General features: G+C 68.9%; 14 protein-coding genes. 6 read left to right on the top strand and 8 right to left on the bottom strand.

What is annotated here, in order from left to right; genetic code table 11:
- Nucleotides 1-85: 85 nt before the first annotated feature.
- The 5 genes from B0684_RS05045 to B0684_RS05025 all read right to left on the bottom strand — a co-directional run bounded on the left by B0684_RS05045 (nucleotide 86) and on the right by B0684_RS05025 (nucleotide 6,947).
- Complete coding sequence (locus tag B0684_RS05045; protein ID WP_018650524.1) at nucleotides 86-4,615, bottom strand: DEAD/DEAH box helicase; 4,530 nt, start codon at nucleotides 4,613-4,615, stop codon at nucleotides 86-88.
- A 24-nt stretch (nucleotides 4,616-4,639) separates the two neighbouring features.
- Nucleotides 4,640-4,942 (bottom strand): hypothetical protein, encoded by a 303-nt coding sequence (locus tag B0684_RS05040; protein ID WP_018144508.1) that lies wholly within the window; start codon nucleotides 4,940-4,942, stop codon nucleotides 4,640-4,642.
- Between the two features lie 64 nt (nucleotides 4,943-5,006).
- Complete coding sequence (locus B0684_RS05035; RefSeq protein WP_018176173.1) at nucleotides 5,007-6,206, bottom strand: alkaline phosphatase family protein; 1,200 nt, start codon at nucleotides 6,204-6,206, stop codon at nucleotides 5,007-5,009.
- Nucleotides 6,207-6,210: 4 nt separating this feature from the next.
- Nucleotides 6,211-6,534, bottom strand: a complete 324-nt coding sequence (locus B0684_RS05030; protein ID WP_018176172.1) for a BolA family protein — start codon at nucleotides 6,532-6,534, stop codon at nucleotides 6,211-6,213.
- 152 nt (nucleotides 6,535-6,686) lie between these two features.
- Nucleotides 6,687-6,947 carry an addiction module protein gene (locus B0684_RS05025; RefSeq protein ID WP_077276981.1) on the bottom strand — a complete coding sequence of 87 codons (261 nt, stop codon included), beginning with the start codon at nucleotides 6,945-6,947 and terminating at the stop codon, nucleotides 6,687-6,689.
- 130 nt (nucleotides 6,948-7,077) lie between these two features.
- On the opposite strand from B0684_RS05025, the gene B0684_RS05020 reads away from it, so the two are divergent.
- The 3 genes from B0684_RS05020 to B0684_RS05010 all read left to right on the top strand — a co-directional run bounded on the left by B0684_RS05020 (nucleotide 7,078) and on the right by B0684_RS05010 (nucleotide 10,491).
- Entirely contained in the window at nucleotides 7,078-7,749 is a 672-nt protein-coding gene (locus tag B0684_RS05020) for a haloacid dehalogenase type II (protein WP_018176170.1), read from the top strand.
- Nucleotides 7,750-7,844: 95 nt separating this feature from the next.
- Entirely contained in the window at nucleotides 7,845-9,014 is a 1,170-nt protein-coding gene (locus B0684_RS05015; RefSeq protein WP_018176169.1) for a GNAT family N-acetyltransferase/peptidase C39 family protein, read from the top strand.
- The gene (locus tag B0684_RS05010; protein ID WP_018168255.1) at nucleotides 9,007-10,491 is read left to right on the top strand and encodes a RimK family protein; all 1,485 of its coding nucleotides are present in this window, start codon (nucleotides 9,007-9,009) and stop codon (nucleotides 10,489-10,491) included. The genes B0684_RS05015 and B0684_RS05010 overlap by 8 nt, the downstream gene beginning before the upstream one ends.
- A gap of 59 nt (nucleotides 10,492-10,550) precedes the next feature.
- Here B0684_RS05010 and B0684_RS05005 read toward each other — a convergent pair whose 3' ends face one another.
- Nucleotides 10,551-11,096, bottom strand: a complete 546-nt coding sequence (locus B0684_RS05005; protein WP_018168254.1) for a glycine cleavage system transcriptional repressor — start codon at nucleotides 11,094-11,096, stop codon at nucleotides 10,551-10,553.
- Between the two features lie 359 nt (nucleotides 11,097-11,455).
- Here B0684_RS05005 and B0684_RS05000 point away from each other — a divergent pair, with 359 nt between their 5' ends.
- The gene (locus B0684_RS05000; RefSeq protein ID WP_018168253.1) at nucleotides 11,456-12,133 is read left to right on the top strand and encodes a c-type cytochrome; all 678 of its coding nucleotides are present in this window, start codon (nucleotides 11,456-11,458) and stop codon (nucleotides 12,131-12,133) included.
- Entirely contained in the window at nucleotides 12,130-13,131 is a 1,002-nt protein-coding gene (locus B0684_RS04995) for a c-type cytochrome (protein WP_018168252.1), read from the top strand. Before B0684_RS05000 ends, B0684_RS04995 begins: the two co-directional genes overlap by 4 nt.
- A 114-nt stretch (nucleotides 13,132-13,245) precedes the next feature.
- Here B0684_RS04995 and B0684_RS04990 read toward each other — a convergent pair whose 3' ends face one another.
- On the bottom strand, nucleotides 13,246-14,016 hold the full coding sequence (locus tag B0684_RS04990) for an SDR family oxidoreductase (protein WP_026304771.1): 771 nt from the start codon (nucleotides 14,014-14,016) through the stop codon (nucleotides 13,246-13,248).
- Nucleotides 14,009-14,830 carry a TatD family hydrolase gene (locus B0684_RS04985; protein ID WP_018650523.1) on the bottom strand — a complete coding sequence of 274 codons (822 nt, stop codon included), beginning with the start codon at nucleotides 14,828-14,830 and terminating at the stop codon, nucleotides 14,009-14,011. The genes B0684_RS04990 and B0684_RS04985 overlap by 8 nt, the downstream gene beginning before the upstream one ends.
- Nucleotides 14,831-15,213: 383 nt before the next feature.
- On the opposite strand from B0684_RS04985, the gene pepN reads away from it, so the two are divergent.
- Nucleotides 15,214-17,745, top strand: a complete 2,532-nt coding sequence (gene pepN, locus B0684_RS04975) for an aminopeptidase N (protein ID WP_077276979.1) — start codon at nucleotides 15,214-15,216, stop codon at nucleotides 17,743-17,745.
- Nucleotides 17,746-17,758: the final 13 nt, after the last annotated feature.

The following is a 17,758-nucleotide window of genomic DNA, read 5'->3' as shown; positions in this document are numbered from 1 at the left end:
CCCTGACAGCCCCGCGCATTTTTCCGTGGCCTCCCGTGCCCTCTGCGGTGAAAAGCCTTTCCTGGCCCTTTCCCGGTGCGGCGTCTCAGCGGCAGCCGGCGGGCGGTTCCAGACGCAGGCCACTGACCTCGCCCATGGCACCGCAGGCACGCAGGGCGGCGGCAAATGGGGACTGGCGGGCGGGTTGGCCGTTGATGCTCTCGATGGTGATGCCGCGGCGTTTGGGCAGCCAGCGGCTGCCGGCGAGCTGGCGGACAGCCTCCGTGACGAGGGCCGCGTGTTCCTCCGCAGTGTCGATGCCGGGGATCGTCTCCCAGACGAACAGCTGGCGGCCGGAGGCGGCGAGATAGAGCAGCGGCTGGCCGCCGGCCAGCGCGACCAGGGCCCCGGCCACGCGGCGCAGGCGGCCCTCGGCGGCCTCCGGCGGCTGTGGCCAGGGCAGGAGCTGGCCCCAGGGATTGGCCGGGTCGACGCTGGCCAGCCACTGCGGCTCGGGGGTGTCGTCGGCCGCGCGTTCCAGCGCGCGCAGGCGGTCCACCGCGCCGGCGCGGGCGAACTGGGCGCCGGTCAGGCCCTCGACGAAGTGGCCGCGGCGCAGCTTGCCGGCGTCCTCCATCGCGCGGTAGATGGGATAGACGCGGCCGAATCCGCCCGGCAGGCCCTCGGCGCGCGCCATCTCGCGGCTGACCACGCCGTAGCGCGCCAGCAGGTTTTCGGCCTGTTCACGGGCGCGTTCCGTCAGCGACACGCCGGGATCGATCAGGTCGGCCACCCGTGACCAGCGCCCGCCGGCCAGGCCCTGTCCCGGGCGCCGCCGGCCGCGCGCGGAGCCCTTGCGCTGGCCCAGGCTGCGCAGCGGGGCGAAGGTGTCGTTGGTGATCTGCCCGGCCCAGACCCGATCCCAGATCGCGGCCTCGATCGCGTCCTGGCGGGCGTCCGGCTGCGCCTCGCGCGCTGCGCGTTCCAGCTCCATGTAGAAGCAGGCGCCGCGCCGGTCCAGGGCCTCCAGGATCGCCCGTGCTAACGGGTCATCGGTGGCCGCTGTCTCCGCCTCGGGCGTGTCCGGTTCCACCGGTTCCAGCAGCACCATCGCCTGTTCGCGGCGCAGAAAGCGGATGCGCCCGTCGCGCTGGCCCAGCGCGCCGCTGCCCACCCAGACGAACTCGCCGGAGGCGGTGATGCGGTCCAGCGCGTCCAGCGAGAAGTCGCGCACCCGCATCGGCAGCACATGGGCGGTCCAGGCCGACCAGGGCAGGGCGACGCCTTCGAGCTGCGTGAGCACCTCGCGCAGGGTGCCGATGCCCGACCCGGGCTTGCTCAGGCCCTGCCAGGCGGGCAGGAAGCGGCCCAGCGCGCGGGCGTCCACCGCCGCCGCCTCGTCGCGCAGGCGGGCCAGGGTGCGGCGCTTCAGCCGGCGCAGGATGTCCAGCTCGCACCAGTCCTCGCCCTGGCCCTGCGGGCGGATCTCGCCGCGCAGCAGCACGCCGGCACTCTCTAGCGCCTCCAGCGCCGGGAGCAGCGCGCCGGGCGCGAGGCCGTAGCGAACGCCCAGCTCCTCGACGTGGAATGGCCCATGGGTGCGGGCGTAGCGGCGCAGCAGCTGTTCCAGCGGGCGTTGCGGCGGCTCGAGGAAACCGGCGGGCAGGCCGGGTGGTGGCACGACCCCGAGCGCGTCGCGAAAGAGGGCAGCGTCCTCGGCCGCGATCCAGCGCGGCTCGCCGGCGATTCGGACCTCGACCGCACGCAGCCCGTCGGCCAGGGTCTGTAGCCAGGGTGCGGGGTTTTCGTCCGCTGTGGCTTCGATCTCCTCCCGCGTCAGGTCGCCCCCCCGGCGCAGCAGGTCATGCAGCTCGTCGGCGTCGCGGACCTGTGTCGCCTCGCTGGTGTGCGCCAGCTCGGCCTCCAGCTCGGCCAGGGCATCGGGGTCGATCAGCTCGCGCAGCTCGGCCTGGCCCAGCAGCTCGGCCAGCATCCCGCGATCGAGTGTGAGCGCCTGCGCCTTGCGTTCGGCCATCGGCGCGTCCTGCTCGTAGATGTAGGCCGCCACGTAGGCGAACACCAGGCTGCGCGCGAACGGCGAGGCCCGTGGCGTTTCCACCTCGTGCACCCGGATGTGGCGCTCCTGCACCCCCCGCAGGATCCCGCGCAGGGCGTCCAGATCGAACACGTCGGCCAGCACCTGGCGGTAGGTCTCCAGCACCACCGGGAAGCTCGCGTACTCGCGCACCGACGCGAGCAGCTGCTGCGACTTCAGGCGCTGGGCCCACAGCGGCGTGCGCTGGCCCGGGCGGTTGCGCACCAGAAGCAGGGCGCGGGCCGCATTCTCGCGGAAGGCGCTGGCGAACAGGGTGGAGTGTCCCAGCTCGCGGGTGACCGTCTCCTCCAGTTCCTCCGGGTCGGGGAACAGGCTGTCCAGCTCGGGCAGGTCCTCGCTGTCCGCCAGGCGCAGCACGATGCCGTCATCGGTGTACATCACCTGCACCTCGAAGCCAGAGGTGCTGGTCAGCGCGCCCTGCAGGGCCAGCGCCCAGGGGGCGTGCACGCGGGCGCCGAATGGGGTCAGGATGCACACGCGCCAGTCGCCGACCTCGTCGCGGAAGCGCTCGACCACGATGCGCTTGTCCGACGGGAGCTGCCCGGTGGCCTCGCGCTGTTCGTCGATGTAGTCGCCGAGGGTCTCGACCGCCGCCTCCGACAGCGGGGCATGCTCCTTGAGCCAGGTCGCGCGTTCGGCGCGGTCCATGCGCGCGAGGCGTTCGGTGGCGGCGCCGATTGCGCGCCCGAGTTCGATTGGGCGGCCGGGGCCGTCGCCATGCCAGAAGGGCAGCTTGCCGACCTCGCCGGGGGCGGGGGAGACCAGCACGCGGTCGCGGGTGATCGCCTCCACGTGCCAGGTGCTGGCGCCCAGGGTCACGTTCTCGCCGGTCTTCAGCTCGAACACCATCTCCTCGTCCAGCTCGCCGATGCGCGGGCCGCCCTCGCCGACATGCACGCCGTACAGGCCGCGGTCGGGGATGGTGCCGGCGTTCAGGCGCGCGGCCAGCGCCGCGCCCCGGCGCGGGGTCAGCTCGTCGCGGGCGCGGTCCCAGGCGAGCCACGGGCGCAGGTCGGCGAAGTCGGTGCTGGGGTAGTGGCCGGAGAGCATATCCAGGGTCGCCTCCAGCAGCGGGCGCGATAGCTCGCGCCAGGGTGCGGCGCGGCGCACCAACGCGTGCAGCTCGTCCACCGTGCGCGGGCGTTCGCAGACCATCGCGACGAGCTGCTGGGCGAGCACGTCCAGCGGGTTGTGCGGGGCATGGATTGGTTCCAGCGCGCCGACCTGCATGCGCTCGCCGATCACCGCGCATTCCAGCAGGTCGCCGCGAAAGCGCGGCAGCAGCAGCGAGCGCGAGACCTGGCCGACCCCGTGCCCGGCGCGTCCGGCGCGTTGCAGGCCGCGGGCAACCGAGCCGGGCGATTCGACCATGATCACCAGGTCCACCGCACCCATGTCGATGCCCAGTTCCAGCGAGCTGGTGGCGACGATGCCGCGCAGGCGCCCGGTCTTCAGTCGCCCCTCGATCTCCGCGCGGCGCTCGTGGGAGACGCTGCCGTGGTGAGCGGCGACCAGGTCTTCGGGCTTTTTGGCGTCCTCGGGATGCTGTTCGCGCCAGGCGTCGTTGATGCGCTGGACCAGGCGTTCGCACAGCCCGCGGCTGTTGACGAACACGATGGTCGAGCGGTGTTCCAGGATCGCCGCCAGCAGGCGCGGCTCCAGGCGCGCGGCGCGGTCGCCGCCCCCGCCCGGGAGTGGTCCGGTGCCCTGGCCGTAGACCGCGCCGAGGATGGAGCCGGACGGGATGGTTTCCGCGCCTTCGGACGCTTCGAGGGTGGGAGGTGCGTGTGCCGCTGGCGGCTCCTCCGGGGCGAGGATCTCGAGATCCAGGCGTGGGGCCTCGGCGGCGTCGATCACCTCCACCTCGCGGTCGCCGCCGAGGAAGCCTCGCGCGACCTCCATCGGATGCACGGTCGCGGAGAGCCCGATGCGTTGCGGGTCCTCGCCACAGCGCTCGGCCAGGCGTTCCAGCGACAGGGCCAGGTGTGCGCCGCGCTTGTTCCCGGCCAGGGCGTGCACCTCGTCGATGATTACCGTATGGACGGATTCGAGGTTCTCCGCGGCCTTCGAGCCCAGCAGCAGGTAGAGCGACTCCGGCGTGGTCACCAGGATGTCGCCGGGTTCGCGCGCCTGGGCACGGCGCTCGGCCTGCGGGGTGTCGCCGGTGCGGATGTGCACCACGGGTTCGCGGGCCGACTCGTCGCCTAGGCGCACGGCGGTCCGGGTGATGCCGGTCAGCGGGGCGCGCAGGTTGCGCTCGATGTCGGTGGCCAGTGCCTTCAGTGGCGAGATGTAGAGTACCGAGTAGCCGGTGCGGGGTTCCGGGGCCGGCTCGCCGGTCAGGCGGTCGATTGCACTCAGGAACGCGGCAAGGGTCTTGCCGCTACCGGTCGGGGCGATCAGCAGACAGTGGTGGCTGGCCCGGATCGCGGGCCAGCCGCGGGACTGGATGGGAGTGGCCTGCTCGAAGGCCTCGCGAAACCAGGTGTCGGTCGCGGGGCGAAAGGGCGTGACCGGCATCGGCTGGGGCCCCGAGCTGGCGGGTCAGGCGTGGCCGACGGTGCTGTCGGTGGTGGAGTGGAAGTAGTCGCTGTCGCGGGCCAGTTCGTCGATCAGTTCGTGCAGCATGGCCAGCCGGCTCTCGGCATCCGCGAACGGGGCGCAGTCCTCGCACAACGGGTCGCCGCACGGTTGGCGGCTGTACAGCCAGAAGTGGATCGCACCGGCCAGCAGGCCGTCGGCAACATCACCGGTCTCGTCGGCCTGGCCGTCATCCGCCAGGCGGTTGGCCAGCTCGATCAGGTGCTGGGCGGCGTTGTTGTAGGTCTGGTCGGTGGTGTCGTTCATGGGGTCTCGGGACAGTCTTGTTTAGCCAGCGCCAGTCGGTTTGACCGGCACAGAACCCGGCAGTTTACCGCGACTGGCCGATATTCCGAAGAAACAGGGGAATATGCCGTTCCTCCGGGGACAGGCCGCCGTGGGCGCCAACAAAGAACGGCCCCTCGTCATCGGCCGGCGGGTCCACCAGGTAGGCGTCCTCGACCGGCAGCAGCAGGTAGTCGCCGGCCCGCGCGCGCAGTTCCGGGTGTTGCGGCTCGGGGCCGAGGGTCCCGTGGCCCAGCCACTCGGCCTGCGGGATGGCCAGGACGTCGTCACCGAACGCCCGCTCCAGTGCCTGCAGGAAGTCAGCGTGCTGTCCGGTTCGGATGTGGGCGAGGGCGGCGCGTGGCTCGCCGGTCAGACGGTGGCGCAGGCAGGCCTGTACCGCCGGATGCTCGCGGAGGTCCAGGCGGCGTTCGACCGTGCGCATGCCGTGGTCGGCGGTGGTCAGGAACACGCTTTCCTGACGCTGGATCTGCGCGCAGGTGGCGGTGTAGGCCAGGTCCAGCTGTTTCAGGTGGCGCTCCACCTCCGGGCTGTCCGGGCCGTATTCGTGGCCCAGATGGTCCAGCTCCGACCAGTAGACGTAGGTGAAGTGGGGTCCCGGCGTCGCGTTCACATGCGCGGCCACCCGCGCCGGCAGCTCGGAGAGGTCCTCGAAGCCAATGAAGTCGGCGCCGCGGCTCATCATGCGGTTGTAGGGCGTGCCGCCGATCCATTCCGGGCCGATGAAGGTCATGCCGCAGTCAAGCCGGTCGCCCAGGCGGTCGGGCTGCACGCGGCCGGTCAGCTCGCGGTAGCCGAGCGTGGCCGGGTGGTCGTCGGCGCCGCGCTCCTGGCCCATCAGTACCGTAAGGGTGCGTTCGGCGGCCGCCAGGCGGGTATGCCAGCCGAGCAGGCCATGCCGTGCGGGGTGGCGCCCGGTCAGGATGCTGGTGATCGCGGTGGCCGTAGTGCTGGGAAACACAGTCTCCAGATCGGTCACGTGGTCCGCGCCCAACAGCGGCGTGTGGCGGCGGTAACGGGCGGCAAAGCCGTCGATGAGCCACAGCACGATATGGCGGTCCGGGCCCAGGTGCTCGGAGACACCCGCGAGCGGCGGGTGCGAGGCCGCCGCGTTCAGGCTCGCCTCGATCTGGCCGAGCAGGTCCATCAGCCCGGGGGATTCCAGCCGCGCGCGCAGAATGGCGTCCACGGCCGAGTGGGCCGTGGGGGTGGCAGTGACCGACAAGACCTCAGGCCTTCGCGCCGCCGTCGCCACCCATGCAGGGCGGGGAATCCGCGACCTTTCCGGCGCGCTCGAACCACTGGTCCGGGTCCAGGGTGTGCAGCGCCAGGGCGTGGATGCCGCCGGCCAGCTCGTCGGCCAAGGCCTGGTTCACCAGACGATGCCGCGCGATCAGCTTCTGGTCGCGAAAGGCCTCGGATACCACGGTTACCTTGAAGTGCGACTCTGAGCCCGGCGGCACGTTGTGCATGTGGCTCTCGTTCACCACCTCCAGATGCTCGGGCGCAAAGCGTTCCTCCAGCTTCCGGCTAATGGTCTCCTGCATGGTCATCGACGACTCCAGTGCTTCGAATGGTGGGTCAACCAACATGTCCAGTCTGCCGTGTCGGCAACGCATGTCCAGATCCTCTGTGGGTCGCATGGCTGCCGTGCCCGGAAGGCCGGGATTACGCGCCCGGTGCGCGGGTCTTCCAATAGTCCGGATCACGATGCAGGTGCATGATGGCGAGGATCAGAACAGCGTCGTTCAAACCGGTGCCATATCTTCTCGAAGACCTGCTCGCCCGGAATGGCCGCGACCGTGCCCGACCGGATCTCTTCCAGGCGTTTTCGGGAGACTTCCGCCCATTTTCGGTCTACACCCGCATCGGGCGGGTTCAGGCTACGCAGGAGAGAATCGACTACCAGGGCGCGGTCCTCCACGGGTAGGGACTCGGCTTCGTCGATGAGGTCTTTGATCTTCATGTCATCATCCTCGTGACATCGCTGTGGGCGATGGCCGGAGCAAGGTGTCTGCTCATACTGGCATGGTAGTGCGAGAGGGCGCCATTGTGGCCGGCATGAAGCAGGTGGTTCCCGCTCCCGGGAGGTGATGATGCGACAGACACTGGCGTTCGATGTGTACGGGACGCTGATCGATACGCAGGGGATTGCGGCGACGCTCGAAGGCTGGATCGGCGAGCGGGCACCTGTGCTGGCGCGTGCCTGGCGCGAGAAGCAGCTCGAATACACCTTCCGGCGTGGGCTGATGGGGGCGTATGCGGACTTCGATACCTGTACCGAGCAGGCGCTGCGCTATTGCTGCCAGGCGTTGGATATCGAGCTCGACCCTGAGCAGGAGGTGGCGTTGTTGCTGCGCTATCGCCAGCTCCCCGCCTTTACCGATGCGGCTCCGGCCCTGGATCGCCTGCGCGCGGACGGCCACCGCCTGTTCGCATTCAGCAACGGCAGGGCCGAGACGGTGGATGAGCTGCTGCGCCACGCCGATCTGGACGATCGCTTCGAGGATGTCGTCAGCGTGGACGAGATCGGCTGTTTCAAGCCGGATCCACGGGTGTACCGGCATTTCCTCCAGCGGGCGAATGTATTGCCGATGGCTGCCTGGCTGATCTCGGGCAACCCGTTTGACGTGATCGGCGCGCAGGCCGCGGGTATGCGCACGGCCTGGCTCGACCGGGCGGGGCAGGGGCTGTTCGATCCCTGGGGCGGGGAACCCACCGCTACCATCCGGGACCTGGACGAGCTGGCCGGCGCGCTGGGTTTGTAGCGGCCGCGACCTCGGCAAGCATTCCCGTTGCAACGCGCTATTCGCACGCGGTGGTTGCGCTACGATGGAGATCGGGCAGCCGCCGGGAGAGGAGCGTGAGCCAGCACGTCAAGCAACGGGTCGCGCCCGCAGTCGAATCGCCCCCGATCCGTCCCGCCACGCTCGAGGATCTGGAGGCGCTGGTGGCGCTGGAACAGGCGGCGTTCGAGGTCGATCGCATCTCGCGGCGGCAGTTTCGCTACCTCCTCACGCGCGGGCATGCGGCCACGCTGGTGGCGGAGGGGCCCGGCGGTGAGGGGCTGCTCGGCTACGTGATGCTGCTGTTCAGCCGGGGTACGTCGCTGGCGCGGCTGTACTCGATCGCGGTCAGCGAGCGTGCGCGTGGCCGGGGCCTGGGGCGGCGCCTGGTGGAGGCGGCGGAGGATGTGGCGCGGGATCATGGGCGCACCGATCTGCGCTTGGAGGTGCGCCGTGACAACGCGGCCAGTCAGGCATTGTTCCGTGGGCTGGGGTATCGCGATTTCGGCACCATCGATGATTACTACGAGGACCACATGGATGCGCTGCGGCTGCAGAAGTCGCTGGCGCCCGGTCCCGATCCGGCGCTGGTGCGCGCACCGTACTACGCGCAGACGCTGGAGTTCACCTGTGGCCCGGCCGCGCTGATGATGGCGATGCGCGCCATCGACCCGGACCTGAAGCTGGACCGGCGCCTGGAACTGCGCCTGTGGCGTGACGCCACTACCATCTTCATGACCTCCGGCCACGGCGGTTGCGGTCCCTACGGGCTGGCGCTGGCGGCCGCCCATCGCGGGTTCGAGGTGGAACTGCTGGTGCGCGATCGCGGCGTGGCGTTTGCCGATTCGGTGCGCAGCGTGGAGAAAAAGGAAGTCATGCAGCTGGTGCAGGAAGAGATGATCGAGGAGCTGGAGCAGCTCGGGGTCCCCGTGGTGCACGGTCCGGTGAACGTGGCCCAGCTGGCGGCACGCTCTGCCGAGGGCGGGGTGCCGGTGGTGCTGATCAGCAGCGTGCGGCTGTACACCGAGCGCTTCCCGCACTGGGTCACGGTCACCGGGTTCGACGAGCGTTTTGTCTACGTGCACGACCCGTTCGTGGATACCGAGCAGGGCGAGCGCGCGCTGGATTCGGTAAACATGCCGATCGCGCGCGCGGACTTCGAGCGCATGGCGCGCTATGGGCGCGCGGGGTTGCAGGCGGCGGTGATCGTCGGCCCACGCAAGACGCCAGGGGTGGCGCATGCCTGAGCATCGCATCCTGGTCGAGCGCCGGGCGGACTGGAAGCCGCACTTCCCCGACCTGCCGGTGATGGCCATCGACGACTACCTGCGCGGCCCGGCCGTCGACGATCCCGCCAACCTGCGGGTGATCAACCTGTGCCGCAGCCAACGCTACCTGTCGGCCGGCTACTACGGCTCGCTGCTGGCGGAGGCGCGCGGGCATCGGGTGATCCCCAGCGTGCGCACCCTGCAGGACCTGTCGCGCAAGTCGATCTATAGCCTGGACACCGAAGAACTGGATGAACGTGTGGCGCGCGTACTGGGGCGCAGCCGCCAGGGCACGCATCCGGAACGGCTGGAACTGACCGTGCTGTTCGGCCAGTGCGCCGAGCCGGCGCTGCAGGAGATCGCCGGGCAGCTGTTCGCCCTGTTCCCCGCGCCGATGTTCCGGGTGGAGTTCCGGCTGCAGGGGCGGTGGCAGATCCAAGCCCTGCGCCCGTTCGCGCTCAACGCGCTCGAGCCCGAGCAGGAGCCGGCCTTCTTTGCCGCCCTGGAGCGCTACCTCTCCAAGCCCTGGCGCCGCCGGCGCGAGGCCCGCAGCGCACGCTACGAGCTGGCTATCCTGCACAACCTGGACGAGGCCCTGGCCCCGTCCACGCCGGCGACGCTCAAGCGCTTCGTCCGCGCTGGACAGGAGCAGGGGATGGATGTCGAGCTGATCCAGGCGCGCGACCTGCCGCGGCTGGCGGAGTTCGATGCCCTGTTCATCCGCGAGACCACCGCGATCGACCACTACACCTACCGCTTCGCGCGCAAGGCCGAGGCCGAGGGCATGGTGGTGATCGACGATGCCGACTCCATCCTGCGCTGTACCAACAAGGTCTATCTGGCCGAACGCCTGGCCGCCCATCGCGTGCCCACACCGAAGACGGTGATCCTCAACCGCGAGACCATCCTGCGCGCGGAGGAGTCGATCGGCTATCCCGTGGTGCTCAAGATCCCGGACGGCAGCTTCTCGCGCGGCGTATTCAAGGCGAACGACCGCGGCGAGCTGGAATCCATCGCCCGGCGCCTGCTCAAGGAGAGCGATCTGATCCTCGCCCAGGAGTTCGTCTACACCGAATTCGACTGGCGCATCGGCGTGCTCAACCGCCAGCCGCTGTACGCCTCGCAATACCTGATGTCGCGCAAGCACTGGCAGATCGTCAACCACGACGCCAAGGGCGGCCCGCGCGAAGGCGGTTTTCGCACCCAGGCCCTGGCCGACGTGCCCGCGGCGGTGGTCAAGACGGCAGTGAAGGCCGCCAACCTGATCGGCGACGGCCTCTACGGTGTCGACCTCAAGCAGACCCCGCGCGGCGTGATGGTGATCGAGGTGAACGACAATCCCAACCTCGACGCCGGCATCGAGGACAAGGTCCTCGGCGAGACGCTCTACACCACCCTGATGCAGGACTTCGTCCGCCGCCTCGACGCCGCTCGCCGCCACCGCGCCGCCCCCTGATGCGGCTTTCCGGCGCGCTCGTTACGGGCGAGGGGTATCGAGCTTGCTCGGATTCCAGGTCAGGCTGCGGCCCCGGGCGGCTCGTGTTGCGGGTCGTGGAGTTCGAGGTCGACCATCAGTTCGTTGGCCAGTGCCTCGAGGGCGTCCTGCAGGGTGTCCAGATCCAGGTCCTCGGGGACGCCGAGCTGCGCCTGCGCGTGGAACATTGGTTCGCCGGTCATTGAGCCCGGTTTGCAGGCCGTATCCAGGGTTTCCACGCTGACGCCGTGGCGCGAGAGGATGGCGGTGATGTCCTGCACGATCCCCGGCCGGTCGTGTCCGACCAGATCGAGCATCACCCGGTGCCAGGGCGGTGCCGGAAGCTCACTCCCGCGCTGGATCTGGACCTGTAGACCGTCCCCCTCCAGCTCGCGCAGTGCGGCCTCCAGCTGGTCCGCGGCATCCGCCTCGGCCTCCAGCAGCACGACCCCGGCAAACTGACCGGCCAGCTGCGTCATGCGGCTCTCCAGCCAGTTGCCGCCCGCCGCCCGCGCCCGCGCCGCCACCGCGCTGACCAGCCCCGGCCGGTCCGGCCCGATCACCGTCAGAATCACCGAAGTCTTCATGCTCTGTCTCCCTGTTCCAGTTGCGATCAGACGGGTCATGCTACGGCATGGTTCCGGTTCGCAGGTACCACGTCACTTTGGAGCCCTTGCCGGCACTGGCGCGATTCGGCGCTAGTTCAGCCAGTAGCCAGGCCAGTAGCCAGGGATGTGCTGCCCCATCTACGCCTTGGCGTAGGTCCCTGTGTGGGAGAGGTTTGATCTGCATCAAGAACCCGGCTGTCTCTAACCGCAGGACGTATCCTTTATGCTGAATTGAGAATATTCTTTAGTTGTTATTCCGGGGTCCGCCCGATGATCGGGGTGACCGTTCGGTGACTCCTCTTTCGGCGCATAGCGGCTCATGACCAAGGACAGCACATATGAAAAAGAAACAGCTTGCCGGAGGGTTGGCTCTCCTTCTCGGTCTCGGCCTCGCGGGGACGCCGGCACTGGCCGTCGATGGCCTCGAAGGTGATCCGCAGCGCGGGGAGGGTCTGACGCAGACCTGCGTTTCCTGCCATCAGGCCGATGGCTCCGGGCAGAACGTTCCGGGAGGCGAATCCTGGCCGCGTCTGGCCGGTCTGTCCGCAGGCTATATCGCGCGGCAACTGAAGGATTACCAGGAAGGCCGCCGCCAGAACAGCACCATGGCCGCGTTCGCCAATATGCTGGATGATCAGGCTGTAGCCGATGTCGCTGCGTACTACGCGCAGCTTCCGGTTACCCAGGCCGAGGGGGGCGACGACGTGGATGACGCCACCCTAGCGCGCGGCGAGGAGCTGGCGCGGCGTGGGGACTGGAACCAGTACATCGTCAGCTGCCAGAGCTGCCACGGCCCGGGCAATGCCGGGGCCGGTGATGTGTTCCCGGGCATCGCGAGTCAGCATGCCGGCTATATCGCCGGTCAACTGCGTCAGTGGCAGGAGGGCGAGCGCGACAACGATCCTCAGGGCCTGATGGCGGCGATCGCCAAGCGCATGAGCGATGAGGACATCCGGGCCGTCTCGGCCTGGCTGGCCCGTCAACGTGTCACGTCGGCACAAGGGGATACGGAATGAAGATTCGCAAGCTCACGCTGACGACGGGCGCGGCCGTCCTGCTGGCCGGTGCCGCGAGCGCTGCCTGGGACGAATACAAGCCCCTGTTCGCCCTCGGTTATGCCGAGCCGGAGGAGGGCCAGCTCGTCCATATCCCGCCGACGCTTCAGGATCTCGAGGATGCCGCCATGAGTCCCGAACTCAAGGACGTGGTCCGGCGCGGTCATGACCTGTTCGTCGATACCCAGCAACTGCGCGGACAGCATGTGTTCAATGACATGAATTGTGCCAGCTGCCACATGGATGCCGGGCGCCAGCCGTTCAGTGCCGCTTTGTGGCCGGCCGCGATCACGCTGCCGGACTACCGCGGCAAGAACTGGCAGGTGAACAGCCTCGAGGAACGCGTGGTGGGTTGCTTCACCTACTCGATGAATGGCAATCCGCCGGAGTACGGCAGCGACACGATGCTGGCCATCACTACCTACATGCAGTGGCTGGCCAAGGGTGCGCCGGTCTACCCGGACCAGGAGATCTACGGGCGTGGCTATGGATCGGTGGCCGAGCCGGAACAGGAGCCTAACTACGAGCGCGGCAAGGAGGTCTATGCCCAGAGCTGCGCGATCTGCCACGCAGAGGACGGTCAGGGGTTGAAGCAGGACGGCCAGGTGGTCTTCCCGCCGTTGTGGGGAGATGGTTCCTACAACTGGGGTGCCGGGATGTCGCGGATCAATACCTCGGCGGCCTTCATCAAGCACAACATGCCGCTGGGCCAGCCGAACTCGCTCAGCGACCAGGAGGCCTGGGATGTGGCGTTCTACATGAACAGTCACGAACGCCCGCAGGACCCGCGCTACACCGGTGATGTCCACGAGACCCGCGAAAAGCACGCCAATTTCCACGGGCGCACCCTCTACGGGACCGTGCGCGAGGTGGACGGGCACTTGCTGGGCGATCACGACAACACCGGCGAGAAGGACTTCCTGCGCCCGGAGATCCTCCGCTCGCGTACCTTCGACTGACGCGATCGCCTCCCGGCTGATTCACTGGGAGGACATCAACGCCCTGGAACGCTGGTCGTTCCGGGGCGTTTTCGTTTCCGCCTTTGGGCCGGCCTTTCCCGTTCATGGATCGGCTCATTCGGTATAGATCATGCGGCGGGTCATGCCGCCGTCGACGGTCCAGGTCTGGCCGGTGACGAAGCCGGCGTCGGGGCCGAGCAGGAAGGCGGTGAGGGCGGCGATGTCGGCGGGCTGGCCGACGCGCCCGGCCGGGTGCTGGGCGTGGTCCTGTGCGGACAGGGGCTCGGCCTGTTGCTGGTCGGGGCTGCGGGCGTCGATCCAGCCGGGGCGGATGGCGTTCACGCGGACGTCCGGCCCGGCGCTGATGGCCAGGGCGTGGGTGAAGGCGTCGAGGCCGCCCTTGCTGGCGGCGTAGGCCTCGGTGTGTGGCTCCGACTGCAGGGCGCGAGTCGAGCTGATGTTCACGATGGCCCCATGGCGGTGGCGCAGCAGCGGCAGGGCATGCTTGCCAAGCAGGAAGGCACCGGTGAGGTTGGTGTCCAGCCAGCGCTGCCAGTCGGCCAGGTCCAGTTCTTCCAGTGGCCCGGAGTGCGGGTCGCTGATGCCGGCATTGTTGACCAGCGCATCGAGTCCGCCGTGCCATTCCTCCGTGCGCCGAATGGCTTCGCGGACCTGGTCCTCGTCGCGGACATCCAGCGTCATCGCCCGGGCCGCGGGGCCGATGCGCGCGGCGGCCTGTTCGCATTCGGCGCCGTCGAGGTCGGTCAGTACCACCTGCCAGCCATCCCGTACCAGACGCCCGGCGATGCCGAGGCCGATCCCGCGCGCGGCGCCGGTGACCAGCGCCACCCGTGGCGTCGGGTCGTTGTCCGGTGTTTCAGACACCGGCGGTTTCGGGGAGGTTGTAGAAGGCGCGGGCGGTGGCGGTGGTGTGGGCGGCGAGGTCTTCCGGGGTCTCGTCGCGCAGTTGGGCCACGTATTCGCCGATGTGGGGGAGGAAGGCGGGCTCATTGCGCCGGCCGTTGCCGATCTTCTTGCCGGTGCCCTTGGGCAGGCTGCGCGGCAGGAGGTAGGGGGCGTCGGTCTCGATCATCAGGCGGCCGCGCGGGATGCGCGGGACCAGCGGGTGCAGGTGGTGGCCGCGGCGTTCGTCGCAGACCCAGCCGGTGATGCCGATGTGGCAGTCGAGGTCGAGGTATTCGGCCAGGGCGTCGGCCTCGCCGGTGAAGCAGTGCACCACGGCCGCCGGCACCTTGTCGCGCCAGCGGCGCAGGATCTGGGCGAAGTCGTGGTGGGCGTCGCGTTCGTGCAGGAATACCGGCAGGCCGAGGTCGGCGGCCAGCTCCAGCTGGGCCTCGAAGGCGCTGCGCTGCTGCGGGCGCGGCGAGTGGTCCCGGTTGTAGTCCAGACCCATCTCGCCCATGGCGACCACGTTGGCGTCCGCGCGGGCGAGGTCACTGAACCGGGCGGCGACCGCGTCGGTCCACTGTTTGGCGAGATGTGGATGCACGCCCAGGGTGGCGCGGCAGCAGTCCGGGTAGCGGTCGGCGATCTCCAGGCACTTTTCGCTCTGGTGGGCGTCGGCGCCGGTGATCAGCATCCAGGACACGCCGGCCTCGCGGGCGCGCTCGAGGACCTCGTCGCGTTCCTTGTTGAAGGATTCGTGGGTGAGGTTAAAGCAGATATCGATCCATTCCATGCGCGGTATGCTAACGGATTGGACGCGTGGTGCCAGTTCCCGGGGCTGTCATGGCGAGGGGCCGCCGGCGCCGTGGCACAAGAGCGCGAAGCGCGTTGAACGGCCGCAGGCCGGCCCGAAGGGCGAACGCAGCGAGTCATCTCCGTCCGAGACCACTGGAGCTCTCGAACCCGACGCTTCGCGAGCTTCAGGAGATTGTTTCGTCGCCTTCGGCGCCTCGCAATGACGGGGGTAAGGAGCGGCGTCATCGCGAGGAGCGGAGCGACGTGGCGATCTCTGTGAGGAACCCCGGCGTTGCAATGGCGGGGTTGTGGTCCGGGTTTGGGGCTGAGGCCGCGGCGGCGTGTTAAACCTTGTGCAGAGCTTTTGATTTGGAGTTTGGAATGCGTGATGCGAGCCCCCTGGCGGTTTATCTGAACGACTATCAGCCGCCGGATGCGCCGCTGCGCCTGTATGGCGATGGCGTGGAGCTGGTCTCGTTCACGGTGGACGGCGCCAAGCCGGCCGAGGGTTTGCTGGAACAGGACGCCGAGGGGCTGCTGCTCCACGGCCTGCCGGAGGCCGCGCGGCTGGAAATCGTCAGCCGCTGCCACCCGGATCAGAACACCGCGCTGGAGGGGTTGTACGCCTCCAGCGGCAACCTCTGCACCCAGTGCGAGCCGGAGGGATTTCGCCGCATCACGTTCTTCCCCGATCGTCCGGACGTACTGACAACCTATCGCGTGCGCCTGGAGGCGGACCGGGTGCAATACCCGGTACTGCTGGCGAACGGTAACCGGGTGGAGGCCGGCGAGCTGGACGGTGGCCGGCATTACGCCGTGTGGGAGGACCCGTTCCTCAAGCCGTCGTACCTGTTCGCGCTGGTCGCGGGGGATCTGGCCTGCCAGCGCGACACCTTCACCACGATGTCCGGGCGCGAGGTTCAGCTCGAGCTGTACGTGGAGGCACACAACGCCGATCGCTGCGATCACGCGCTGGCCTCGCTGAAGCGCGCCATGCGCTTTGATGAGGAGGCCTTCGGCCGCGAATACGATCTGGATGTGTACATGATCGTCGCGGTGGACGACTTCAACATGGGGGCGATGGAGAACAAGGGGTTGAACCTGTTCAACGCCAAGTACGTGCTGGCCAGCCCCGATACCGCCACCGACGACGACTTCGTCGCCATCGAGTCGGTGATCGCCCACGAGTACTTCCACAACTGGTCGGGCAACCGCGTGACCTGCCGCGACTGGTTCCAGCTGTCGCTGAAGGAGGGGCTCACGGTCTTTCGTGACCAGGAGTTCACCACCGACTGCACCCTGTTCGGCGTGAAGCGCATCGACGACGTGGCCATGCTGCGCGCCTTCCAGTTCCCGGAGGATGCCGGCCCGCTGGCGCACCCGGTGCGCCCGGATCACTACGCCGAGATCAACAACTTCTACACCCTGACCGTGTACGAAAAGGGTGCGGAGCTGATCCGCATGCTGCGCACCCTGATCGGGCGCGAGACCTTCCGCCGCGGACTGGATGTCTACTTCGAGCGCTTCGACGGTCAGGCGGTGACCACTGACGACTTCGTGGCGGTGATGGCCGAGGTCAGTGGGCGCAACCTGACGCCATTCAAGCGCTGGTACACCCAGGCCGGCACCCCGCGGGTAACGGCCGCGACGTCGTTTGACGGCCCCGGTGGCCAGGCGCGCATCACGCTCACGCAGGAGACGCCGCCAACTCCAGGGCAGGAGCACAAGGAGCCTGTGGTGATCCCGATGCGGGTGGCCTTTCTGGATGCGAAAGGACGGCGCATCACGGCCCACCAGAAGGGTGGCGAGGTGCAGGACGAGTGGGTGCTGGAGCTCAGCGAGGGCGAGCAGACCTTCCGTTTCGAAGCGCTGTCCGACTCGCCAGCCGCGATCTCCTGGCTGCGCGGCTTCTCCGCCCCGGTGATCCTGAACGCCAACCAGGGCGTGGACGAGCTGGCCCACCTGCTGGCCTATGACGACGACGCCTTTGCCCGCTGGGAGGCGGCGCAGACGCTGTTCCGCCGCGCGATCCGGTCACGCATCGAGCACGATGCCGCCGACACCGCGTTGGAGGCGGCGATCGAGCATGCCCTGGCGGCGCTGTTGCGCGACGAGGCGATCGAGCCGGTGCTGTTGGCGACCATCCTGCAGCTGCCGCCGACCCGCGAGCTGGCCGAGCTGTTCGAGCGCGTGGATCCGGTGCGCCTGCGCAACGAGCGCGACGACCTGGAGAAGCGCCTGTACATGCCGCTGACCGAGGCGATGCAGCAGATCCAGCCGAAGCTGGATGACGTCGACGACGGTGCGTTCACCGCCGAGGCCATGGGCCGGCGCCAGCTGCGCAACCGGCTGCTGGCGCTGCGCGTCGCCGCGCGCGACCAGGCCGCGGTGCCGGAGGCCCTGGCGCAGTACCAGAAGGCGCGCAGCCAGACCATGCGCATGGGCGCACTGAACGCGGTCAACGAACTGGACCACGAGGCGCGCCAGGTGCTGCTGGCGGACTTCGAAAAGCGCTACCGCGACGACCCGCTGGTGCTGGACAAGTACTTCGGGCTGCAGGCGGGCAGCCAGGTCGCCGGCGGTTTCGAGCGCCTGGACGCGCTGCTTGAGCACCCCGGCTTTCGCTGGACCAACCCGAACCGCGTGCGCGCGGTGCTGGGGCCGTTCATGGCGCGCAACGAACGCCACTTCCACCAGGACGACGGCGAGGGCTACCGCCGCATGGGCGGCTTCGTCGAGAAGCTGGACGCGATGAACCCGCAGACCGCCGCACGCCTGGCCCAGCCGCTGACCCGCTGGCGCAAGGTCGACACCGTGCGCAGTGAATTGATGCGAGCGGAACTCGAGCGTCTGGCCGCACTCGAAGTCTCGCGCGATCTGCGCGACGTGATCGAACGCGCGCTGGCCCCGTAGCCGATCGGGTGTT

The sequence above is a fragment of the Thioalkalivibrio versutus genome (assembly GCF_001999325.1).
In the GTDB taxonomy this organism is placed as follows: Bacteria; Pseudomonadota; Gammaproteobacteria; order Ectothiorhodospirales; family Ectothiorhodospiraceae; genus Thioalkalivibrio; species Thioalkalivibrio versutus.
The sequence above is the reverse complement of the archived record's forward strand: the minus strand, read 5'-3'. Positions and strand labels throughout refer to the sequence as shown.